The sequence below is a fragment of the Haloplanus salinarum genome, from assembly GCF_024498175.1.
In the GTDB taxonomy this organism is placed as follows: Archaea; Halobacteriota; Halobacteria; order Halobacteriales; family Haloferacaceae; genus Haloplanus; species Haloplanus salinarum.
The window spans coordinates 1503303-1525586 of record NZ_CP101823.1 but is presented as its reverse complement, the minus strand read 5'-3'; the positions used below and the strand labels follow the sequence as shown (position 1 = coordinate 1525586).

The window sequence follows — 22284 nt, the reverse complement described above, 5'->3', positions numbered from 1 at the left end:
ATGACACACGACACACACCTGCGGTCGTACACGATGTGGGAACGGCTGGAACCGATCGCGCGCGACGAGGGGCTGACCGACGCGCTCCGCGCCGCTGTCGCGGACCCGCTCTGGATGCTGACTCGGCAGCGACAACTCGGCGAATTCCGCGGCGAAGACGCCGGCTCGCCGGTGCGTGCGGACGTGGACTACAGCCACGACCGCCTGAACCGGGTCGCGCTCGGCGACGGCGACGCGGAACCGTACGACCCGACGACCGACCCGCCGCTCGCGACGATGGTCGAACGCGAACCGGTCGCGGTCGGCGACGGCGCCGATCCGGACGCGCGGACGGCCGTCGAGGCCGGGATGGGCTTTCTGGACCGCTATCGCGACGCAGTCGGTGACGCGGCGGCCGGCGATCCGCCGCTCCCGGCGCCGGAGGACTTCCCGGAGGCGTTCCTGCTCGACCTCGACGAGGCGACGCTGGACGGCGAGGGCCGGCGGTTCGCCGCGGTTCTGGAGGGTCGGGCGCTCGACGGCGTCGAAATCTACCGGACGCTCGCCCGTGCCGACGGCATCGTCGGCGCCGACGACCGGAGCGACGTCGACTGGAGCGGCTGGCGGGCCGCCGAAGCGTGGCTCCCGGTCGCGGCCGACCGGGCGCTCGACGAACCGTTCAAGCGCGCGGCGGTCGGCTACGTCGAGTGGTACCGCGACCTGTACGCCGAACCGGCGACGGCCGCCGTCGGCGGCGGCGAGGAGGCGTGGGACGACGACCGGCTCTCGTACGCCGGGTCGGTCGCGGCGGGCGATCCGGACAACGAGACCGTCTTCGACGTCGACGGCCACCGCGGCGGCAGGCTGGACTGGCACGCCTTCTCGGTGCGGTCCGGCAGCCTCTCGCCGGCCGCCGGCGAGACGGAGACGGCGTCGTTCTCGCGGCCGCCGACGCGGGCTCGCTTCGAGGGGATGCCCGCGCCGCGGTTCTGGGAACTGGAGGACGCGAACGTCGACCTCGGGTCGGTGTCGGCCGCCGGCGAGGACCTCTCACGGCTCCTGTTGCTGGAGTTCGCCCTGGTCGCCGGCACCGACTGGTTCACGCTGCCGCTGTCGGCACCCGTCGGCTCCGTGACGCGGATCACCGACCTCACCGTGCGGGACACGTTCGGCATCGAGACGACCGTCGAACCGACCGTCGAGCGCGACGACGCGACGGACTGGGGCGGCTTCGAGTTCGACCTCCCCGGGCACGACGAACCGGGGCTCCTCCTCCCGCCGCTCGTCGAGACGACCATCGACGCCGATCCTGTCGAGGAGGTCCGGTTCACCCGCGACGAGGTCGCGAACCTGGTGTTCGGTATCGAGACGCTGGTCGAGAGCCCGATCGGAGGGCGCCGCGACCGGAGCGAGTTCACCCAACCGACCCTCTCGGTGGTCGACGTCACGCCCGGCCCGCCCGACGAGGAGTACGTCGCCGTCCGCAACGACGGCGACGCGCCACTCGACGTCACCGGCTGGCAACTCCGCGCCGACGACACGACGGTCCACACGTTCGGCGAACGGGACGGCGCGGTCGTTCCCCCGAGCGAGACGCTGACGGTGTACACCGGCGGCGACCCGGCCTACGACACCGACCGGGTCCGGCACGCCGGCGCCGGGGCGTCGGTCTGGGCCGACGCCGAGGCCCTCTCGATCCACCGGCCGGTGGTCACCGACGACGGGACCCGCGACCACCGCCTGGTGTTGACCGAGACGGTCGGTGAAACCGCGCCGGGGACCGAGCAGTCGTACACGCTCGCGACGGACGTGCCCGACCACTGGGTCCCGCTCAAGCCCGACCCCGAGGGGGCGGAGTCGTACCGGCTCGAACCGGCGATCCTGCTCGACGCGGGCACGCTCGACGATCCGGACGACGCGCTCCCGACGCCACAGGGTCGGGTCCTCGACCCGTCGATGCGGCTCTACGAGGACGAGGTCACCCGCGCCGGCACGACCGTCTCGCAGCGCTACCGCTACGCGACGTGGACGGACGGCCGGACGTACGTGTGGTCCGGGCGGCGCGTGTCGACCGGCCGCGGCGAGGCCTCCAGCGGCCTCCGGTTCGACTTCACCGAACCGACGACGGAGGCGGCGCCGCCGGGCGGACGGGCGCCGCCGGCGGAGTCCGAACCCATCACCGGGACGCTCGCCGACGCTACGCCGCCGTCGACCGGCCGGCCGGTGTCGGTCGTCGAGTACCGCGTCGACACCGACTCGCCGTCGATCCAGTCGCCAGCCGACGAGTACGTCGCCATCGAGAACACCAGCGGCGCCATGCTGACGCTCACCGGCTGGCGGGTCGAGGATGCCGCCGGCCACGGCTACGAGTTCCCGGAGAGATTCGAACTCGCTCCCGGCGATCGCGTGCGGGTGCGCACGGGCACGGGCACCGATACCGACCGCGACCTCTACTGGGGGCTCGACGCCTACCGCTGGCACGACACGGCGGATACGATCACCGTCCGCGACGACGAGGGGGACGTGGTCGCGTCGGTCGACTACCCCGACCTGTCGGCGCTGCCCGCGGAGCCACCGCTGTCCGTCACCGACACCGCCTTCGATCCGCCGGACGACGACCGCGACGCACTCACCGAGGAGTACGTCACCGTCGAGAACGTCGCTGGCGAGGAACTCGACGTCTCGCGGTGGACGGTTCGGGACCTCGCCGATCACGCCTACCGGTTCCCCGACGGCACCCGTCTCGATCCGGGCCAGTCGCTCACCCTCCGTACCGGTTCGGGCACCGACACCGACACCGAGCACTACTGGGGGTCGGAACGACCGATCTGGAACAACGACGGGGACGCCGTCCTGATCTACGACCGGGGCGGGTCGCTGGTCGCCGCCACCGTCGTGTACGGCCACGAAATCGACTGAGCGGATCGGTCGGTACACCGAGAGCGCACTCGTGACCGGTGACGACGATGTGGCGGTCACTGCAACCGAGGACGCCACCATCGTCGCGTTCAGCATCAACCCGGACGCGCCGATTACACGCCAAGGCACCATCGGCCGCTGAGACTCCGCCGGACCGACTGTGGGTTGTTTTTCGCCCCCTGAGAGGGTGAGGGCTTCAGCGAACGTCCTCGCAGTTAGGTGATTTCCGTGAGTCAACAACAGTCACCGAGAGATATCTCGATCGACGAGATTCCCGTCGATATCGCGAACACGCAGTCCGGCGACGTCGACGCAAGCGACGTTCCCGAGGAGATCCAGTCGCTGACCCGTGCGCTGGCGAGTACGGAGCCGCCGACGAACCCGCTCGTCGTGCTGAAAGCGGCGCGCTGGTGGTACATTCATGGCAAGGGTGGAGCTGATCCTGCGTTTCAGTGGGCAGTCGAGTGGGCCCGCCACCTCGCGACCGACACCCCCAGCGACGTGGATCGGGTCGACGAGTTCCTCGAGTACCTCGTTAGGGTCGGTTTCGCTGACGAACGCCACGAACTCCGCTAACCGACAGACTCGGTTTTTTCGACGCCTCTGAGGAGTGCGGCGCTGTCTGAACAGACGCGGTCGCCGTGAACTCGATTCGGTGAACACGATGTCCACGACCAGAGACTCGTCGGTCTCCTTCGACCAGACCGACACACGATCCGACGAGATGAACAGGACGATCGAACAGTGGATCGACGACCTCGTCGCCGGCGTCGACGACGCGCAGGCCAGCGCGGAATTCCAGGAGTGGCTGGACGTCCAGAGCCGCTTCCACGACTACTCGTATCGGAACACGCTGCTGATCAAGCGCCAATGTCCTGAGGCGACTCGGGTGGCGGGCTACCGGACGTGGCAGGAGGAGTTCGACCGCCACCTAAACGAGGGCGAATCGGCCATCTGGATCTGGGCACCGATCATCACCAAGCAGTGCCCGGAGTGCGAAAACTCACCAAGCTACCACGAGGACAACGACTTTGACTACGACGAGACACCGCCTGAAAAGTGGTCAGAGGGCCTCGTCGGGTTCAAGCCTGCGCCGGTGTTCGACGTCTCCCAGACCGAAGATGAGCCGCTTCCTGACCTGGACACGGAAGCGACCGGGGACGCCGGCGACCTCGTCGGTCGGCTGACTGGTGCCGCCGACGAACTTGGCGTGACGGTGCGGATCGTTCCAGCCGAGGAGTGGACCCACGGCGAGGCGAAGGGCATCTGCGAGCAGCTGAGCCTCGTCGACGTTCAGCCGCTCGTCGAGGTGCGTGATCGGGAGAACGAGGCCGACCTCGCGCGGACGCTAATTCACGAGTACGCCCACGCTCTGCTCCACTTCGACGTCGACGACGACACCGAGCGGGCGAAACGCGAAGTCGAGGCCGAAGCCGTCGCGTACGTCGTCGGGCGGTACTGCGGGCTCGACACTAGTGGGTCGGCGTTCTACCTCGCTGCGTGGGAGTCGGACGATCCCGAGATCGTTCGCGACCGTCTCGACCGGATCAGTTCCACAGTAGAAGCGCTCATCGACGTAGTCGAAGACGGCGCGTCAACTGCCCCGCGCACGGTGGCGCGGGGCTTGTCAGTGAACTCGGCCTCTACCGACCGTGGTTAGTCGGACGGGACAAATCCCCGATTCGGCGTCACCGTTCCTGACTTCAGGGCGAGTTGACTGTCGCCCGTCCGCCGCGACGACTGTAGGCCTCGACGGACATACCGCCATCCAACATTCTTCTCACCGACGTAATCTGCATTCTGAGTTGCCCCGCACGACTCACACTCAAACTCCGTCTGTCGCACTCGGTTCCCGTCGCTCGTGTGACCACAGTCGGGACACCGCCGACTCGTATTCTCAGGGTCTACAAACTCGACGCTAATCCCGTCGGCTTCAGCCTTGTACTTCACGAAGTCAACGAGCTTGCGGTGCGCCCACTGGTGGAACTCTTTGACGGGCGGCGCACGCTCCCTGATGTGTTTCAGATTCTCGAAGGCGAGGTACTCGCAGTCGTGAAATCGTGCTTCTTCGAGAATTTGGTTCGCAACTTGATGAAGATGGCCACGGAGATACCGTGATTCCCTACCGCTCATCTGCTGAATCGTCCGATGGGCGGATTGTGTACCAGTCTGCTGGAGATTGCCACGAATCCGCTCGAACTCTCGATGCTGGTGTCGAAGTTCTCTGCCGGAGGCGAAGTACGCTGTACTGGTGGTGGCGATGTTGACGATGCCGAGGTCAACGCCGAGAACTGTCCTGTCCTCGTCGTCACCCTGTTGTTCGACCTGTTTCTCCGGTTTGTCTTTACGAAACCCGAGGTGCAGGTAGTAGTCGCCATCACGCTTTGACAGCGTAGACTCCGTGACTTCCCACTCGTCATCGGCGAGGTATTCGTGTTGATAGCCGTCATCTTCATCGGGGAGGTTCAGGTCACACCGAATCCGGCCATCGACGGTGGAGAGCGACACAGACCCATCATCGAACAGCGTCATCGTTCGCGTGTCGTATTTCACCGTGTTACTGGTGAACTCCGGTCGAGACGTTTTGTAGTGTTCATCAAGGTCTTTGATTGCTTCGACACCATCGAGCGCGGCTGCGGCCTGATGGGTGGCGAGAATTGCGTGCTGACTCCCGAGACGTGTTTCCTCCAGCACCGTGTCGTAGGCGAGGTCTTGGAGGTAGGTTTTCCGCGTTTCACCGTGTTCCCATCCGATGCGACTACTGATGTTACAGGCATCTTTCCACTCGCTGATGGTGGCGTCGAGGAAGTCCTGTTGCTCGTCGGTGAGGATGGGGCGGGTGATTGCGGTACGTCTCAGGTAGTCCTCTGCCACAATTTTCAATAGAAGGTAGAGGTACTTAATAGTCTGTGGTTTGTGGCAGCGAGTGTCGGCTTCAACCCCGCCCACGGTGGGGAGGGGAACCTGCCTCGATACCTAGTTTGAATCCTTAACCAACGCACGGTTCCACACCCCGATTTTGTTGGTTAAGTCTGCTCGTCTCCGCCGTCCACGGCAGTCGCAAGGCTAAAGGAAGCCAGTGTTTATACTCTATGTAAGAAACGCAGGTGTAAGCACCATAGAACAAATGCAAAATATACGCCAGGGGCTCTCGACTCGAGAAAGTCGACTCCTTGCACGACTCGCTGGCGCGGGTCAGCAAATCATCTCCGTCGACGACATCGAGACGACGCTGGAGGTCCCCCCAAATACCGCCCGCGAGATCGCCTCCCGACTCACCGAGAAGGGCTGGCTCGACCGGCTCTTCCCGGGCACGTATCTCATCATTCCACTCACAGCCGGCGAGGAAGCCGTGTACACCACCCACGAGTACCTCATCGCCGCCCACGTCGCCGAGCCGATGTACATCGGCTACTACAGCGCCCTCAGCCACCACGGGCTGACCGAACAGGTCCCCCGGACGGTGTACGTCGTTACGCCGACCCGAGCGCAAAGCAGGGAGATCCACGGCGTCCCGTACCGCGTCACGACAGTCACCGAGCGGAAATTCTTCGGCGTTGAGCCGACATCGATCGAGGGCACGACCGTTCAGGTCAGCGACCTGGAGAAGACACTGGTCGACTGTGCGGACCACCCCGAGTTCTGTGGTGGCCTTCGAGAACTCGCAACCGCGATGCGTACTGCCGACGAACGGGGTTGCGACTGGGTCACTGTCGGCGAGTACCTCGAACGCCTCGACAACGGCGCTGCGACCAAGCGGATCGTCTACCTCGCCGATCAGCTCGGCATCGACCTCCCCGCCCGCGAGGAACTCGTCGCGTCGTTCACGAGTGGATATTCCTCACTGGACCCGACGCGGCCCGACACCGGATCGACCGACAGTACGTATCGCCTCCGAATCAACGTCGAGCCAGCCATGCTGGAGCCGGCGGAGTCCTGACCTAGGTACGAAGTCGGCGTTCCTTCTCTGCAGCGTCGAGAACGGTGCTGTTCAACTGAAGCAGTAGCGCGGAGTCCCCTTCCTCAAGGAGCGACCGAAGGGTGCGAGTAGTGAGGGGAGGAGCGCGTTCGTATAGGCCACAGAAACTAATATATAACTAGCCACGAGACTACATTGAATCTGTGGCAGACGACTACGTGCGCCGGACAGCAATCACCCGACTCTCGGTAGATGGTAGGCAACGCGAGTTGCTTGAGGAGACCATCTCTGAGTGGAAGCGTGGTTGCCAGCTCGCCACCGACATGGCGTGGGGCAAGTGCAACGCCAAGAGCGACGTACAGCCCCTCGCCTACGACGACGTGCGTGAGCAAACCGGCCTCGGGAGTCAGCATGCGATTCTCGCCACCCACCAAGCCGCACAAGCCATCACTGGCTGTATCGAACGCCGGTCCAACGGCAAGAAGGTCAGCAAGCCGACGTTCACCGCACCCACGGTGAAGTACGACACCCGGACGATGACGCTGTTCGATGACGACACGGTTTCTCTCTCCACGACAGAGAGTCGCGTCCGGTGTTCGCTCGCACTTCCCGATGCCGACGATGGCTACCAACGGCAGTACCTCAACTCTGACGAATGGAGCGTTACAGAAAGTACGCTCACCGCCCGCAACGGCGATTACAGTTGTTCAAGGCGAAAGCCCACGGCTTTAGCCGTGGGATGAAGCCGACACGATGGGAGACAAACCACCAGATAGCCTGACGGGAGTTGTGTCCCGAATTGTTAAGTTCGGCCCTCCCATACTATGTGGTGACGGCGTTCCCCAGTTGTGGCATGGGGTCTTCGACCCCAACGGACGCTTCGCGTCCACAGCCCGCCGGGTAAGAAAGCCGAAGAACCACACCACCACGTCCCGGCCTACGGGTCGGACGCGACTGGTGGTACCCAGTCGGCTGAATACCCGACCGTGGAGGAACGGACGGTATTCCGTTCCACCGAAGCGCCCGGCGCGTCCGGGTGGGAAGGCCCGTTTGACCGGGCTGTACGCGCTGAAAAGCACGCTCGGGGTCGTAACCGATCGGCCACCGTCGAACGCCCCACGCGAAAGCGTACTTGAGGGCCGAGGAAACGCGCAACCTTGAACTCCCCTTCGGGGAATCCCACCCCTTCAGGGGTGGGAGGAGGTCAACGACTCCACGTCTACACCGGTTCGGACGGGTAAGTCGTGAAACTCGACGACCCCTTGGAGAGATTCGGTGTACTCTCCGCCGGTCGGGTGTTCACTGTCGAGCGCAAATGCGGGCGAGGTATCAGTGGTGACGGCGTGGAGGTCGCGGTAGCCGAAGCTGTTGCTGGGAACGATGGCGTGATGAGGCGCATTTCTTCTGGCCACTGTTGGAACGCCGCCCCGACTTCGCCTCGCTCGAGGATGGCGTAGGAGTCGAGACCCAGATCCGCGAGGACGGCCCCAAGACCGACGCCTGCGGCACCTCCCCCGACAATCGCTACGTCGAGCGACTCGTGTTTACGGGCTTCTTCGGATGTCACTGTTAACAATATAGGGTAGTAGATAGCTAATTATAAATAATATACTCTCTATTCTTAATAACAGATGAGTCGAGAGACGATTCCCGTCACCGTGCTGAGCGGCAACCTCGGCGCGGGCAAGACGACCGTGTTGAACAACCTCCTGAACACCCGAACGGACCTGGACGTCGCGGTCCTCGTCAACGACATGGGCGAGGTGAACGTCGACGCCGAGCGCGTCGTCGAACACTCGGACATCTCGGAGGACGACGAGGACCTGATCGAACTATCGAACGGCTGTATCTGCTGTGAGCTACGCGGCGACCTGCTGGACGCGCTCGCGAAGCTCGCACAAGCCCGCGAGTTCGACTACCTGATAATCGAATCGACGGGCGTCGCCGAACCGTTGCCCGTCGCCCAGACGCTCACCATGGGATTCGACCAAGAAGACCTCGACCCCACGGAGTTCTACGAGGAGACCGGCATCGAGGTGATGGACTACTACGAACTCGACACGACCGTCACTGTGGTCGATGCCCACCAGTTCTGGACGACGTTCGATTCGAAGGAATCGCTGATGGACGGCGACACCGAGAAGGACCTTGGAAGCCTCTTGGTCGATCAGATCGAGTTCTGTGACGTCCTCCTGTTGAACAAGTGTGACCTCGTCGGCGAGGAGACGCTCGACGAGATCGAAGAGATGATCGAGGTGCTGCAACCGCGCGCGGAGATCATCCGAACCGAACACGGCGCCGTCGATCCGGAGGCAATCGTCGATACTGGTCGGTTCGATTTCGAATCAGCGAGTCAGTCCGCTGGCTGGATGCAGGAACTGCAGGAACCACACGAGTCTGCCGAGGAGGAACACGGCGTCACCTCGTTCGTTTTCGAATCGAGGCGGCCGTTCCATCCCGAACGATTCGCCGAGTTGCTGGACGAGTTTCCGACGAATGTGGTCCGGTCGAAGGGCCACTTCTGGCTCGCGGGGCGTGAGGATATGGCACTCGGGATAGATGCTGCTGGCCACTCTATTCGAATTGCACCCGCGGGCAGATGGATTGCAGCCCTTCCGACTGAAGAGCGCGAGGCCTACTTCGAGGCCAATCCCCAGCTTGAGGAGGTCTGGGGTGACAGAGGAACCCGACTCGTTCTTATCGGTACCGACATGGACCACGATGCACTCCGAACGGATCTCGATGCAGCTACACTGACCGACGAAGAGATAGCCGCCGACTGGGACGCCTTCGAGGACCGTTTCCCGACGTTCGAATCCGAGGATGGAGCGGCGGAGAGCGACGACACCGAAGCGGGCGAGAACGGTGCCGAAGAGGTCGGCCTCGCCGACTGACGATGTCTTCACCACGTTCACTCTTCCAGACGGTCGCCGACAAGAACGCGCCGCGGCACGCTCGGGAAGACGCCATCAACGGACTCGCGGAGGCTGGGGCAACCACGCAACTTCGTCTGATCGTCGTCACGAGTGGTCTCGACGGGGGGTATCGTCGCCAGGCACTGAACGCTCTCGGTCAGTGCCGAGCGACGAACGAACTCGAGAAACTGGTCGACGACAGAAGTCTCGCACAGCCCCTCCGTGAACAGGCAGGAGAGTTGATTTAGCTCTATTTGGGGTGGGCTTTTTCGACGTCCCAGCCGGTCAATCTTAGTTAGCTGGAGAGTCGATTTACTAGTCCGTATCAATCGCTCTGCCCCTATTTTTAATAACGTTTTTAGTGAATAAGCGACTCAGTTGTTAATGTAATGTCGTACACCTGCTCCAGCTGCGATGCACAGTTCCAGAGCGCTGCCGGCGTGACCCAGCACGTCGCGCTTCACCACAACACGTGTGCCGAGTGCGACGAGCAGTTCGAGGAGACCGACGCGCTGCGCGACCACATCCACGAGAATCACTGACTGGTCACGGTGACACGGAGAAAACACCGGTATTACTCACGAAATTAATTTTTCGAGATCCGTTGAAACCGTCAGTGACCGGTGTAATTGGCGTGTGAGAGACAGGGGACGTGGCCAGCACACCCAGTTCGGTTTTTCCGCTATTCGTCATCAAACGAGCAAATAAATATGCGTTCGTAAGATGCCGATCGCTTTGACTCTGTGCCGAGATCCGGCGACCTACGACCCACCGCCCGTTGATATCAGTCTTCCAGTCCGAAATCTGCGAGCGAATGCGTATGATGCCAGACAGCCACTACTTCATCGACATCGAACGTGAGGACACCATCAGTCAATTGGATTGTTATGACACCGTCCTCAATCTCCGTATCATGGAGGTGCATCTCCAGTGGTTCGTCGAATTCTGAGACTGCGAGCATCAATTCTCCCTTCGCTTCGAGTTCCGATCGTAGGTCCGCTGTTTCTACTACCATTGCGTTAGCAAATTAGAGTTGTATAGAAGAAAAATATTCCTTTTTTCTTGAAAACTAATTTTCATCAAAACATTTTAGCCCGTGGGATGCGCCCGAACCTCGACGGACAGACTCGGTAAATTGACTGGATTGGACACCTCCTGCTCCCACGTGGCTGACGCGCTGAACGCGCGCTATGTATATGCCAGACTTTGAAAATTATTGCCAGCGAATGGGTTCAATAAAGCTATTTTCTCTACAAGACGAAGCCACGAACGTGCCCAAGGACACGTTCAGCTACGAATCAATTGGGGTGATACGGACGCCGTTCGAATCACCAGAAGGAATGCCAGTTCAACCGATCGGAGCAGATTCAGTCACGGGAACTGTCGAGATCGAGGCGTCGTATGCGGATGGATTAGCGGATCTTGCCGATTTCTCGCACTGTATCCTGTTGTACCATTTTCACGCATCTGGCGACGACGCTCCCCTACGGGTCGAACCGTTTCTCGATGACGAACGACGAGGAGTCTTCTCGACACGGGCGCCACAACGTCCGAATTCGATCGGCCTCTCTGTTGTGGCAATCGAGTCCGTCACAGAACGGGAACTGACCGTGAGCGGTATCGATGTCGTCGACGGGACGCCGCTGCTTGATATCAAACCGTTCGTTCCCGAGTTCGATATCCCGTCCGAGGTGGAAACGGGCTGGCTCGATGCGTCGGAATCGACGATCCGGTCAGAACAGGCCGACAAGCGATTTCTCTGAGGCGGCCGGCCGCTACTCGTGGATAACTTGGACCGGAAATTCGGTCCCAGACTTGACTCGCTAAGGCCAGTCGTAGCCAGTCGAGAACGTAGTTCCAAGCCGCCAGTCCGCAGCCGTTGCAGCATCGGTCACCGATTGGAAGATCCAGTCAGGTACCGTCTCTGCGACCCCCCGGTCTCGTCCGTCCCGACGAACACGTGCCTTTCCGTCTCGAAGTGATTTCGAAGACTCGAGAGTGCCTCTCCGATCGAACGCGGACCCGACAAGAAGTCCTGCGGGTATCCCGCCTCACGGACTCGCCATCGTTCGACGAAGGACGATTCCGAGGAGACGATTCCGACATGACTCGCCCACGTCGCGGCGTCGTCGAACGCTCGTGTCGGTCGGGTTAGTTCTTCGAGTGCCTGGAACGAGAAGGCGAGCGTTACGTCGTCCGACGGCATCTCAAGACCTCCCTCTGGGAGCCGACGGTGCTCTTTCTGAACCGGCCCTGTGTCGTGACGCGAGGAGCCGTTCTGCGACTCGACGAGCGCCGACGATGTTCCGGGCGAAGGGACCGACGCTGGGTTCTGCGAGCGCTCCCGAAACGTACACCGCAGAACGGCTGCCATCGGTCCCTCGCCACGCGAGCGTCCGGTCGTCGAGGACGGGAAAGCCGCCGGCCCCGCGTTCGAGTGACAACGACTCGGCGACGGATCCGACTAGTGGGTGCTCTGGGACCGGATCGAGTCCGGTCGCGAGGACGACCTGCGCATTCGTTGCGGTCGTACCGTCGTCGAACCGCACCAGTAATCCCTCGTCTGTCGCGTCTGCGGACGCGATCTCGCCGCGTCGGATTTCGAGGTCGTCACAGTCACGCGCCTCGTCCAGTCGACGCTCGACGTACGGTGGGATCGTCGCGTCGTTGCGGGCGGCCCGAATCCGGTCAAGGCGGGCCTTCGACCCCGACGGGAGTGTGTGGATCTCCTGTTCGATGTGTCGCCAGTTGATCCAGTACGGGTCGGCTTCGGTCAGTTCGATATCGAGGTCGTGACGCGAACAGAGTGTCACGTCCGTGTGTTCCGAGAGGCAGCAGGCAAGTTGCCCAGCGGTGATACCGCCCCCAACGACGTACGTCGGACCCGAAAATTCCGCTGCTGTCGTCGGGTCGAACTCGTCGTCCCAGACGTGAACGAGCGGGGCGTCATCGGGGAGTGACGTCCCCCACGTGGGGAGCGTTCGCGAGCCACCGAGTCCGATGGCTAACACGACGTGGCGAGCTTCGAGTGACCCAGCATCCGTCTGTACCTCGAGTCGGTCACCTGCCCCAGTCCTGGTAACTCCCGTCACCCTCGACTGCAGGTGACACTCGTCGATACCATGCCGGTCGATGACGTCTCGAGCGTGGTCGAGAAAGAGTTCCAGCGTCGGTCGATTCGGATAGTTCTCCGTCGAGACGAGTTCGGCCTCCCGACCTGCCCCCTCCGCGAACGATTCAAGCGAGAACGGCTCCGTGCCGATGTGGTGGACGAACGTCGACCGGAGCGTTCGCATCCCGCACTGACGAGCCTTCGTCTCGAACGACGCGAGTAACTGGTCGCGAGGGTCGACGAGACGGAGGTCCTGGTGTCTGTACGCTCCCTCGGCGAGGAGATAGTTCGCCAGGCAGGTTCCGTGAATACCGCCACCGATGATCACGTACTCGTAGGACTGTGGCCCGCTCAACGTGGTATCGGTGTCCAGTCCGTCGACGGTCACTCTCTCTCGCCTCCGTCGGCTTCGAGTCCGTCTCGGGTCTGTCCGGGCCGTTGGCTTCGGTGCCGTCGAACGGTTGGGAGACGATGTGCCAGCCCCTGGAAGCCGAGGGCGACGGCGTACACAGCAATCGCCGCGACGACAATCGAGCCACCGGCCGCAATTCCATAGACGTACGATAGTGTTACACCGGCTATCGCCGCGAACTCAGCAGCGAGGATCGCCAGCAAGATGGACTGCTTGAAACTCCCGGCGACCTGCGCCGCGGCAGCGACCGGAACGACAAGCATCGCAGCGACCAGAATGACGCCCATGATCTGCATCGCGCTGACGACGACCAGCGCCGTGAGCACGACCATGAGGCGTTTGTACAGGCGGACGTTCAGTCGCGCCGCGCGGGCGGCCGTCGCGTCGAACGTGACGTACAGGAGTGGCCGATACACCAGCGTGACGAGGCTGCCGACGAGGACGCTCATCAACACGAGGATCCCGACGTTCTCCGTCGAGACGGTCGCCAGACTGCCGAAGAGGTAGGCGTCGATGCCGACCGCAATGCCACCGTCGGTTGCAGTGATGAGAATACTGCCGACGGCGAACCCGCCCGTCAGGACGATCGCCAGCGAGGTGTCGCTGTACGCCCCGGCGTGTTCGACGAGTAACTCCACGAGTAGCGCCGTGACGACTGCGACCACGAACGCGGTGAACAGCGGGGACAGCGTGAGCGAGAGGGCCGAATTGAGGAACAATCCGACGGCGACGCCGGCGAAGGCAGTGTGTGCGAGGGTGTCGCTGATCATCGCCATCTCTCGATGGACGAGAAACGTTCCGACGACCGGGCCGATGAGGGCGATACACACCGCAGCGAGGTAGGCCCGCTGCATGTAGGGATACCCGAGCATCGGCGTGCCGAGCAGGTCGGCCAACACGTCCATTCCGGCACCGAAGATGTGGTCGAGGAACCACTCGATGGGGGCGAAAATATTGACTGTGAGGAGGAGGGATGCGATCGCATCCTCGAATGGGATACTCCCTCCGAGGCGGTGTAGTGTGTGCATCATCTGTGGTCGTGCTGGAGGACGTGCTGGTCCTTTCCGTATGCCTGCGAGAGTGCATCAGTCTCGACGAACTCCTCCGGGTTACCGTCGAAGTACAACTGGCGGTTGATACAGGCGATGTCCGTCGCGTGCGTGGTGACGACGCCGATGTCGTGTTCGATCAGGATGACGGTCAGTCCAGTCGCGTTCAATTCGTGGATAAGGCTGTAGAACTCCTCTCTGGATTCGGCATCGACGCCGACCGTCGGTTCGTCGAGTGCGAGCAGGTCGGCCTCCGAGGCGAGCGCACGGGCGATGAAGACCCGTTGGCGTTGGCCACCGGACAGTCGGCCGACCCGCCGAGACGCGAGATCTGTGATTCCGACCTGTTCCAGCGCCTCCTCGACCGCTCGCCGGTCCGCTGTCGAGAATCGGCCGACGAGCCGCCGTGGGTACCGTCCCATTTCGACCACCTCTCGAACCGTGATCGGCATATCGCGTGCTGCCTTCGTCGCGTCCTGTGCGACGTATCCGATTCGCTCCCCGGCCTCGAACTCGTGGGCGGGTTCGCCGAACAGCGAAACCGTTCCACTGTCGGGCCGTCGGAGACCGAGCATCAGGTCGAGCAGCGTGCTCTTGCCGCTGCCGTTCGGCCCGACCAGTCCGAGGAAGGATCCAGGTTCGACGTCGATCGATACCGACTCGAGAACCGGGACCTCTCCGTAGCCGAACGTGACGTCGTCGACGCTGATGAGAGGGTCCCCCGACCGTTCCCTCTCTGTCGTTGCTGTCGTCATCGGTAGTCGTCGAGGTCGACGAACGAGTTCCCGTACGCCGTAATCCAAGTCGTCGTCCGATACGGAACGGCCACGTCCGGCGGATAGATCGTACACGCTGGTCGTTCGGCCGGACCGACGACCAGTGCCATCAATCCCGAACGAGGGCTCTCGGACGGACCGGGCTCGGCGTTCCCGTCCCACTCCGGTTCCGTGTCGCCAGACGCGGTGTCGCTCATGCTGCGTCGAGGGCCTGCTTCAGCGTCTCGAGATTGATGTTTTCCATGATCTCGACGTAGCCCCAGTCCTCGTCGGCCCACTCCTGGGTCTGTCCGGGAATCGGCGTCAGCGGCAGGACTTCGGTGGCGTCGGTTTCTTCGACGAGCTGGTTCGCCGCGGTCTGGGATTCGAGCGGATCCGCACAGACGTGCTGGAGGTCGTGCTCGGCAATGATCTCCTGGGCCCGCTCGATGTCCTTCGGCGTCGGCTGGTCGTCCGGTGACAGTCCCGTCAGTGTCTGTACTTCGAAGCCGTAGCGCTGGCCGAGATACTGGAAGGCGTTGTGACCAGCGACGAACACGACGTCTTTCGAGGCGCCCTCAAGCGCGGACTGGAACGACTCGTCGAGTTCGTCCAGACGATTACGGTACGACTCGGCGTTCTCGGCGTAGGCACTGGCATTGTCGCTGTCGACGTCGACGAACCCGCTCCGGATGTTGTCGACCGCCTGCTTCGCTCGCTCCGGGTCTAGCCAGAAGTGCGGGTCCGTTCCGCCGGAGTGGTCGTGGTTGTGTCCCTCCTCGCCTTCGTGTTCGCTTTCTCCCTCGTGCTCGTCTTCGTGTTCCTCCCCACTCTCGTGGTCGTGTTCACCTTCGTGTTCGCCATCGCCCTCGTATCCGTGTCCGCCGGCAGTCTCGGTCACTTCGGGGTCGATGGCCGACCCACTGCCGTTGGTGAGCGTCGCGTCGAACTCCGCGGGAGCGTGCTGGGCGAAGAGGACGTAGTGACCCTCGGTTTCGGTGTCGAGGGTGAACGTCGTCTCGCCGGAGTCCGCGAACTGGAGGTGATAGAGCGCCTCGCTGGACGGCGTGAGTGTCCCGACGTCTTCTACTGGCGTGTGCGTGTCGTGGTCGTCGTAGAGGGTGGTTGCGGTCTCCTCGACGTGGTGAATGCCGTGGTCGCCGCCCTCTTCGGTTGCGATAACGGCGAGCTGCATCTTCGGATCGGGGCCCTCGTGGAACGTGTACGTGTAGGTGCCAGCTTCGAGGTGGTAGAGACCAGCCCACTCCCACGGGGCCGATTCGCCGTGGTGCTCTTCGTGTTCGTCGTGGCCTTCCTCGTGGTCTTCTTCGTGACCGTGGTCGTGTCCGCCTTCGATGAGGTCGATACCAGCACCGGCAGCGACGATGTCGACGTCGGCGTCGTCGTCACGGAGACTCGTCACGAGGTCGTCAGCCCACGGCTGGAACCCCTCCATCCCGTAGAGGAAGAGATCCGATTCGAGGATCGTTCCCTGTATTTTGGAGCCTGGTTCCCACCCGTGGCCGTGTTGACCGATCGGGACGAGCGTCTCTGCGGTCGCAGTGTCGCCTGCAACCTGGCTGGCCAAGTCCCCGAATACGAAGAACGAAGACTGGGCTTCCGGCCCGGCGCTCTCCGTCGCGCCGGAGTCGTCGTTGCTCGACGTACAGCCCGCGAGCGCGCCGATGGTTGTCGTACCGAGTCCAGTTGCGATGAGTCGTCGTCGGGTGTATCGCGACATCTATTGTTAACACTGCTATTCTAGATAATAAGAGCTATGATTTTGAATAGTTCAGTTAATAATCACCCACTAAGTAATAGAGAGTCTTAGTAACTTACATTGGGGTAACTAACGCGGAGCCTGGAATTGCTAATCGTTGCTACCTCAGATTCCGTATTACATAAGCTAGAGAAGCGTGCTAACAGGCGTTTAGTAGTTGTGGCACCCAGATACGGTTGCAATGTGTCACTGCTTCAGCGACCCGGCCGAGATGAGTGACGAAGAGCGAGCGGAGGTTCTCGAAGACCACTCGACGGAAGAACTTCGCGCTGAATACTCCACCGAAGAACTAGAAGCCCTCGGTGTCACCGCCTGAGCAACGCGCTTTGCGCCGCCAGCGCTGGCACGGAGCCCGTCGGCCGACGGATGACCCAACTCACCCGTCTTGATCGACTCTCTCGAATCGGTGGAGGACAGCAGTATCGTCGTCGTCCCACGTCACGTCGTGGGTCCGCTCGATCCGCTCCTTGTATGCGTCGAGATCCGGTGACCCTTCGGCTCGGGCGTCCTCGTCTGTCAGGTCCCCTAGTCGCTCCTCTCGTACGGTGGTCACTTCGAAGACGATATCATCGATCTCGAAGCGGTCACCTTCGGAGGCGTGTTTGTCGCCACGATGCAGTTGGGTAACGTCTCCGGCGACGGCCGCTCGTCGAATCCGTTCAGCCGGAAGCAGTTCGTTCGCTTCGATCGAGGTCATCGGGTTCGTCTCTCCAGTTTCATCGGATGCTGACTTCTTGTCGTTCGGTGGTCATCAGTGCTGTTCACTGTCGACGTTCTCGTTCGCGTGTCGAGTTGCGAGTCCAGCGAGATGCGGACCTTCCTCGGCGATGATTTCCACCGTGGCGAACTCGACTGTGTCCACACTTCCCGGTAGCACGAACACTGGTACGTCGCGGGCGATACCCGCTGTTGCACGGGTTGATTAGCCATCCTCATAGCTTTCAACGCCGTCCTGAACCACTTTCTCCGCGAGCACAGCACACGGGACGCGCATCGGCGTCAGCTCGATTCCCAGAAGGTCGAGGGCATCATCACGGTCGAGGTCACGAACTTTCGAGAGCGTCATTCCCGGGAGTTCCTCCGCAAGCAGGCTCGCGCTGGCAATGCTGATCGCACAGCCCTCTCCAGTAAACGCGACCTCTTCGATCGTTTCGCCGTCATCGGCGAGTCTGAGGTCGAACGTGAGTTCGTCGCCACAGGAAGCATTCTCGCCAGTGTGGGAGACGGTAGCTGGCGAGAGTTCGCCCCACCGTCGCGGGTTCCGATAGTGATCCAGGATTACCTCCTGATACACTTCGGAACCCTGCATCTACGCCACCTCGTGCCTGGTTGCGAGTCCAGCGAGATGCGGACCTTCCTCGGCGATAATTTCCGCCGTGGCGAGCTCGACGGCGTTCTCACTTCCCGGTAGCACGAACACCGGAACGTCGCGGGCGATGCCCGCTGTCGCACGGGTGGAGACGATACGCGTCCGTACCTCCTCCCACGAGAGCCATCTGAACGCCTCGCCGAAGCCAGGCAGTTCGCGGTCGAAGAGCTCGCTCACCGCGTTCGGAGTGACGTCGTCGACGGTGACGCCCGTCCCGCCCGTAGTGACGACGACGTCGACGTCCGGCCGATCCAGGCACTCGCTCACTGTGGTCTTGATTCCGACGTAGTCGTCCGGAACCATCCGGCGTGACGTGACGACGTGACCCGCTTCGACGAGGATACTCGCAATGGCGTCACCACTGGGATCGGGTGGCGTCGTTTCGACGCCATCTCCGCGGGACGAGGACACGGTTACGATGGCCACGCCTAGCGGGTCGATACAGTCGTGGCCGTCGGCATCCGTCGTCCGTCGGTCCGCTACTGGAGGAAGTTCGCGGTCATTCTGGATCACGATCGGTCACCTACCACGAGGCGTTGTTCCATCGGGGACTGCGACCACTCCATCGTCCCCGGGAACGGATTCTCGAACGCTTCCCAGTTCTCGTCCATCCCTGTCTCCGAAACGAGGCAGTCGTCGAGCGTATCCACGATGCTGGATTCGTCCATCCCAGCCCCGATGAAGACGAGTTTCACTTCGCGGTCACCCCACTGTTCGTCCCAGTGGAGGTCCGACCGCGATTCGCGATAGGACTCACACCGGAACTCGGGGAGTGTGACTGCCCACCGCCCGTTGACCTCGACGTGGGTCTGTGTTCCCGCCTGGCTCAGGTCGAGGGCGTAGCGCTCGCGGCCAGCGACCCACAGGTGGCCCTTGGCTCTGACGACGGAATCGGGGAACGAACGGAGCCACTCGCTGAAGCGTTCGGGATGGAACGGCCGGTGGCGCTCGTAGACGAACGAGTCGACACCGAACTCCTCTGGTGGGTGACGATGGTCGTGCGCTTCGTCGTGGCTGTGGTCGTGGTCGTCGCCATGTTCGTGACTGTGGTCGTCCGCCTCCGTCTGGCTCTCGTGGTGCTCGTCCGAATCGACGTCTGTGCTGTCGCCGTGATCGGGCGAGAGTGCCTGTTTCCACCGGGCGGAGTTACTTGCCTCGTCTCGATCGAATCGACCCGTTCCGAGAACTCGTTCCGGGTCGACGGTGCTTTCGGTCGTTCGGACGACCTCTACTCCGGGATGGAGTGTTCGGACGACGCGTTCGACCGCTTCGCGCTCTGTCTCGGAAACGAGATCGCACTTGTTGAGGATGAGCACGTCGCAGAACTCGACTTGCTCGGCGAGGAGGTCCGACAGCGGTCGGGCGTCGTCGTCTGTCGACTTGAGTGGGCGGCCATCGACGAACGCCTGATGGAACTGTGCGGCGTCGACCACCGTGACGGTCGTATCGAGATCGTACAGTGCTGACGCACGCGCGGGCGAGACGAACCGCTGGGCGATGGGAACTGGATCGCTGATACCCGAGGCTTCGATGACCAGATAGTCGAACTCCTCGTCGAACGCGAGACGTCTCAGTTCCTGATCGAGTTCGTTCTGCAGCCCACAGCAGATACAGCCGTTCGACAGCTCCGTGACACCGCCGTCTTCGATCGAGAGTTCGGAGCCATTCTCGATGAGGTCGGCGTCGACGTTCACCTCGCCGACGTCGTTGACGAGAACGGCGATATCGTACTCCTCGCCGCCAACCGTGAGGAGGTGATTGAGTAGGGTCGTCTTTCCGGCGCCGAGTCCGCCACTGAGGATCGTGACCGGGGGTTGCTCGTCGACGGCCATCAGTCGTCGGCCAGTGCGAGTTCGCGCTGTTCGTCGGCGGTGAACGGGTCCGAGTACTCGTTCCAGTCCTCGGCCATCTCTGCGTCCGAGAGGACACAGTCCTCCAGTCGCTCGATTAGTGTCTCCTGATCGAATTCGCGGCCGATGAACACGAGTTCTGATCCGCGGTCGCCCCACTGGTCGTCCCAGTCCTCTTTGATTCCGGGGCGGGCGGCGAAGTAGCGCTCCTGTTGGGCCTTCGGGAGCGTGGCGATCCACGTCCCTTTCGGACCGGCCCGGACCGACTGGCCTGCTTTGTCGAGCCCCATCGCGATGTCTTCGCGACCGGCGGACCAGAAAAAGCCCTTTGCGCGAACGATACCGTCGGGAAGATCGGCAAAGAGACGAGCGATCCGCTCTGGATGGAACGGTCGGTCGGCGTCGAAGACGAACGAGGTGACGCCGTGTTCGTCGGCGGCTGACTCGTGGTGGTGTCCTTCCTGCAATTCACGCTTCCACCCGGCGGACTGGCTTGCCGCCTCGAAGTCGAATCGACCCGTGTTCAGGATCTCCTCGGGATCGACGGCGCCGTGTTCGGTCCGGATGATCTTCGCTCGCGGCTGGAGCGTCTTCAGGACGGCCTCCATCTCCTCGAGTTCGTCGTCCGGAACGAGGTCGCACTTGTTCAACAGGAGAACGTCGCAGAACTCGATCTGGTCCATGAGGGCTTCCTCGGGGACACGATTTCCCTGCGGCTCCATTTCATCGTCAGTGAGCACCTGTCCGGAGTCGAAACCCTGCCAGAAGCTGTGTGCGTCGACGACACTGACCATCGTGTCGAGTTCGTAGACGCCCGTAGGGTCGAACTCCGCGTCCTCGAATCCGCGGGCGAACGTCTGAGCGACCGGAATCGGTTCACTGATTCCAGACGATTCCACGAGGAGGTATTCGAAGTCTCGCTCTTCGGCCAATCGTCCCACTTCGTCGAGCATGTCGCCACGGAGCCGACAGCAGATACACCCGTTCGACATCTCGATGATCTCGTCGTCGTTCTGGGTGAGATCCGACTCGCGTTCGACGAGGTCGGCGTCGACGTTCACTTCGCCCATATCGTTGACTAAGATGGCAGCGTTCAGTTCCTGCTCGCTACTGAGAATGTGGTTGAGCGTCGTCGTCTTGCCGGCACCGAGGCTTCCGCTGAGAATTGTCACCGGGATCGGGTCGTTGTTGAACGGCATACGCGAGTTATGAATCTACTATACTAAAATACTAATTATTACGATATAGTACCGACAGTCATAACAGATACTAATACCTCGGAATAGAAATTTAGTATATATGAGCGTCGTTAGCATTTCGATGCCCGAGGCGTTACTGGAACGCATCGACGAGTTCGCCGACGAACACGGGTACAGTGGCCGAAGCGAGGTCGTCCGCGAAGGCACACGGACGCTACTCGAAGAGTTTCAGGGGCGAACTATCGACGGACAGAAGCATATGTGTACAGTATCAGTGGTCTTCGAGTACTGTCAACCTGCCGTCCAGCAGCGTCTCACGGGAGTACGCCACGAGTACGATGCTATCGTCTCCGCGACTACTCATGCACACGTCCAGGACCAGTACTGTATGGAGTTGTACGTCCTGGAGGGGACCACGGAGGCCCTATCCGACTTCGTCAACACCGTCCGGGCAGTGCCGGATGTCCGGGCAGTAGATTACTCGCTCACCTCACTCGGCGAAGATTCCATTGAACAGCGCATCGAGTCGTGATTCGGTGTTGAAATTCTCAGAAATTGAAAGAACCCGTCTGCTGAATACGGAGTATGTATGCAGCACGTCCCGTTGACGCTATCTCTGCTTAGGCCAGTCGGGTTCGTCGTTTCCCTCGCTACGTGGTCGGAAGGACAACAGCGTTATCGATTCGACGCCCTACGGCCCAGCGTTTCGCGGGCACGTACTCATGCCCAGGACGGAGTAGACTGGACAGGAGCGAGTCGCGGCCGTTCCAAGCATGATGAGCGCGACGACACCGAGCACCGGTGAGGCAAGAGCTGGCGCGGCGAGCTGCCCGGCGAGGACCGCCAGGGAAAGCACTCCGGCGACTGCACCGACTGTTGTCCGCACTGATTTATCAGTGGCTCCGACATTGATATCCATACTGTGCAGTCGCGCTACTGTATATTAATAATACCTCGGTTGTGTGTCATACTCGCAAGATCCGTTCGGGTGCGTAACCACCGCCGGCCTACGTGACCGATACGCGC

General features: G+C 62.0%; 24 protein-coding genes and 4 pseudogenes. 12 read left to right on the top strand and 16 right to left on the bottom strand.

The genetic code is table 11. The features are described from left to right. From NO364_RS07935 to NO364_RS07925, 4 genes and pseudogenes are all read left to right on the top strand, one after another. On the top strand, positions 1-2898 hold the full coding sequence (locus NO364_RS07935; RefSeq protein WP_257629015.1) for a lamin tail domain-containing protein: 2898 nt from the start codon (positions 1-3) through the stop codon (positions 2896-2898). A gap of 1 nt (position 2899) precedes the next feature. Further along, positions 2900-3040 (top strand): annotated as a pseudogene (locus NO364_RS18345) (pirin family protein); the annotation flags it as partial. 86 nt (positions 3041-3126) lie between these two features. Beyond that, on the top strand, positions 3127-3474 hold the full coding sequence (locus NO364_RS07930; protein ID WP_257629014.1) for a DUF8013 domain-containing protein: 348 nt from the start codon (positions 3127-3129) through the stop codon (positions 3472-3474). An 88-nt stretch (positions 3475-3562) separates the two neighbouring features. After that, positions 3563-4558: an ImmA/IrrE family metallo-endopeptidase gene (locus tag NO364_RS07925; RefSeq protein ID WP_257629013.1), complete on the top strand. Its 996-nt coding sequence runs from the start codon at positions 3563-3565 to the stop codon at positions 4556-4558. On the opposite strand, the gene NO364_RS07920 is transcribed toward NO364_RS07925, so the two are convergent. Then, complete coding sequence (locus NO364_RS07920; protein ID WP_257629012.1) at positions 4555-5772, bottom strand: RNA-guided endonuclease InsQ/TnpB family protein; 1218 nt, start codon at positions 5770-5772, stop codon at positions 4555-4557. The two genes, NO364_RS07925 and NO364_RS07920, sit on opposite strands and share 4 nt — an antisense overlap. A 253-nt stretch (positions 5773-6025) precedes the next feature. Between NO364_RS07920 and NO364_RS07915 the strand changes: the two genes are divergently transcribed. Next, a complete protein-coding gene (locus NO364_RS07915; protein ID WP_257629011.1) occupies positions 6026-6838 on the top strand; it encodes a type IV toxin-antitoxin system AbiEi family antitoxin domain-containing protein in 813 nt (270 codons plus the stop codon). 182 nt (positions 6839-7020) lie between these two features. Next, positions 7021-7518: pseudogene (locus tag NO364_RS07910) on the top strand (nuclease/transposase family protein); the annotation flags it as partial. 504 nt (positions 7519-8022) lie between these two features. Here NO364_RS07910 and NO364_RS07905 read toward each other — a convergent pair. Beyond that, positions 8023-8288 (bottom strand): annotated as a pseudogene (locus NO364_RS07905) (NAD(P)-binding domain-containing protein); the annotation flags it as partial. Here NO364_RS07905 and NO364_RS07900 point away from each other — a divergent pair. The 4 genes from NO364_RS07900 (at position 8232) to NO364_RS07885 (ending at position 10274) form a co-directional block, all read left to right on the top strand. Further along, on the top strand, positions 8232-8390 hold the full coding sequence (locus NO364_RS07900) for a hypothetical protein (protein WP_257629160.1): 159 nt from the start codon (positions 8232-8234) through the stop codon (positions 8388-8390). The pseudogene NO364_RS07905 and the gene NO364_RS07900 overlap by 57 nt on opposite strands. A gap of 58 nt (positions 8391-8448) precedes the next feature. After that, positions 8449-9711, top strand: a complete 1263-nt coding sequence (locus NO364_RS07895) for a GTP-binding protein (RefSeq protein WP_257629010.1) — start codon at positions 8449-8451, stop codon at positions 9709-9711. 2 nt (positions 9712-9713) lie between these two features. Next, the gene (locus NO364_RS07890) at positions 9714-9980 is read left to right on the top strand and encodes a hypothetical protein (RefSeq protein ID WP_257629009.1); all 267 of its coding nucleotides are present in this window, start codon (positions 9714-9716) and stop codon (positions 9978-9980) included. A gap of 141 nt (positions 9981-10121) precedes the next feature. Further along, entirely contained in the window at positions 10122-10274 is a 153-nt protein-coding gene (locus NO364_RS07885; RefSeq protein ID WP_251330277.1) for a C2H2-type zinc finger protein, read from the top strand. A 242-nt stretch (positions 10275-10516) separates the two neighbouring features. Here NO364_RS07885 and NO364_RS07880 read toward each other — a convergent pair whose 3' ends face one another. Beyond that, on the bottom strand, positions 10517-10747 hold the full coding sequence (locus NO364_RS07880; RefSeq protein ID WP_251330276.1) for a hypothetical protein: 231 nt from the start codon (positions 10745-10747) through the stop codon (positions 10517-10519). A 256-nt stretch (positions 10748-11003) separates the two neighbouring features. On the opposite strand from NO364_RS07880, the gene tsaA reads away from it, so the two are divergent. Then, complete coding sequence (tsaA, locus tag NO364_RS07875) at positions 11004-11495, top strand: tRNA (N6-threonylcarbamoyladenosine(37)-N6)-methyltransferase TrmO (protein ID WP_257629008.1); 492 nt, start codon at positions 11004-11006, stop codon at positions 11493-11495. Positions 11496-11623: 128 nt separating this feature from the next. On the opposite strand, the gene NO364_RS07870 is transcribed toward tsaA, so the two are convergent. From NO364_RS07870 to NO364_RS07815, 12 genes and pseudogenes are all read right to left on the bottom strand, one after another. Further along, complete coding sequence (locus tag NO364_RS07870) at positions 11624-11938, bottom strand: DUF7124 domain-containing protein (RefSeq protein ID WP_257629007.1); 315 nt, start codon at positions 11936-11938, stop codon at positions 11624-11626. 1 nt (position 11939) lies between these two features. Next, positions 11940-13232 (bottom strand): FAD/NAD(P)-binding protein, encoded by a 1293-nt coding sequence (locus NO364_RS07865; RefSeq protein ID WP_257629006.1) that lies wholly within the window; start codon positions 13230-13232, stop codon positions 11940-11942. Next, on the bottom strand, positions 13229-14287 hold the full coding sequence (locus tag NO364_RS07860; RefSeq protein WP_257629005.1) for a metal ABC transporter permease: 1059 nt from the start codon (positions 14285-14287) through the stop codon (positions 13229-13231). The genes NO364_RS07865 and NO364_RS07860 overlap by 4 nt, the downstream gene beginning before the upstream one ends. After that, on the bottom strand, positions 14284-15060 hold the full coding sequence (locus NO364_RS07855; RefSeq protein WP_257629004.1) for a metal ABC transporter ATP-binding protein: 777 nt from the start codon (positions 15058-15060) through the stop codon (positions 14284-14286). Before NO364_RS07855 ends, NO364_RS07860 begins: the two co-directional genes overlap by 4 nt. Further along, positions 15057-15278 (bottom strand): DUF7511 domain-containing protein, encoded by a 222-nt coding sequence (locus tag NO364_RS07850; protein WP_257629003.1) that lies wholly within the window; start codon positions 15276-15278, stop codon positions 15057-15059. Before NO364_RS07850 ends, NO364_RS07855 begins: the two co-directional genes overlap by 4 nt. After that, entirely contained in the window at positions 15275-16801 is a 1527-nt protein-coding gene (locus tag NO364_RS07845; protein WP_257629002.1) for a metal ABC transporter substrate-binding protein, read from the bottom strand. The genes NO364_RS07850 and NO364_RS07845 overlap by 4 nt, the downstream gene beginning before the upstream one ends. Before the next feature lie 415 nt (positions 16802-17216). Then, a complete protein-coding gene (locus NO364_RS07840) occupies positions 17217-17537 on the bottom strand; it encodes an ASCH domain-containing protein (RefSeq protein ID WP_257629001.1) in 321 nt (106 codons plus the stop codon). Positions 17538-17591: 54 nt separating this feature from the next. Further along, a pseudogene (locus NO364_RS07835) lies at positions 17592-17762 on the bottom strand (MogA/MoaB family molybdenum cofactor biosynthesis protein); the annotation flags it as partial. Further along, positions 17763-18149, bottom strand: a complete 387-nt coding sequence (locus NO364_RS07830; protein WP_257629000.1) for an iron-sulfur cluster assembly scaffold protein — start codon at positions 18147-18149, stop codon at positions 17763-17765. It abuts the pseudogene before it with no gap. Further along, complete coding sequence (locus tag NO364_RS07825) at positions 18150-18722, bottom strand: MogA/MoaB family molybdenum cofactor biosynthesis protein (protein ID WP_257628999.1); 573 nt, start codon at positions 18720-18722, stop codon at positions 18150-18152. Further along, positions 18719-20041 (bottom strand): GTP-binding protein, encoded by a 1323-nt coding sequence (locus NO364_RS07820; RefSeq protein WP_257628998.1) that lies wholly within the window; start codon positions 20039-20041, stop codon positions 18719-18721. Before NO364_RS07820 ends, NO364_RS07825 begins: the two co-directional genes overlap by 4 nt. Next, positions 20041-21258 (bottom strand): GTP-binding protein, encoded by a 1218-nt coding sequence (locus tag NO364_RS07815; RefSeq protein ID WP_257628997.1) that lies wholly within the window; start codon positions 21256-21258, stop codon positions 20041-20043. The genes NO364_RS07820 and NO364_RS07815 overlap by 1 nt, the downstream gene beginning before the upstream one ends. Positions 21259-21358: 100 nt before the next feature. On the opposite strand from NO364_RS07815, the gene NO364_RS07810 reads away from it, so the two are divergent. Beyond that, positions 21359-21790 (top strand): CopG family ribbon-helix-helix protein, encoded by a 432-nt coding sequence (locus NO364_RS07810; protein ID WP_257628996.1) that lies wholly within the window; start codon positions 21359-21361, stop codon positions 21788-21790. Positions 21791-21949: 159 nt separating this feature from the next. Here NO364_RS07810 and NO364_RS07805 read toward each other — a convergent pair whose 3' ends face one another. Then, positions 21950-22177: a YgaP family membrane protein gene (locus NO364_RS07805; protein WP_144263519.1), complete on the bottom strand. Its 228-nt coding sequence runs from the start codon at positions 22175-22177 to the stop codon at positions 21950-21952. Positions 22178-22284: the final 107 nt, after the last annotated feature.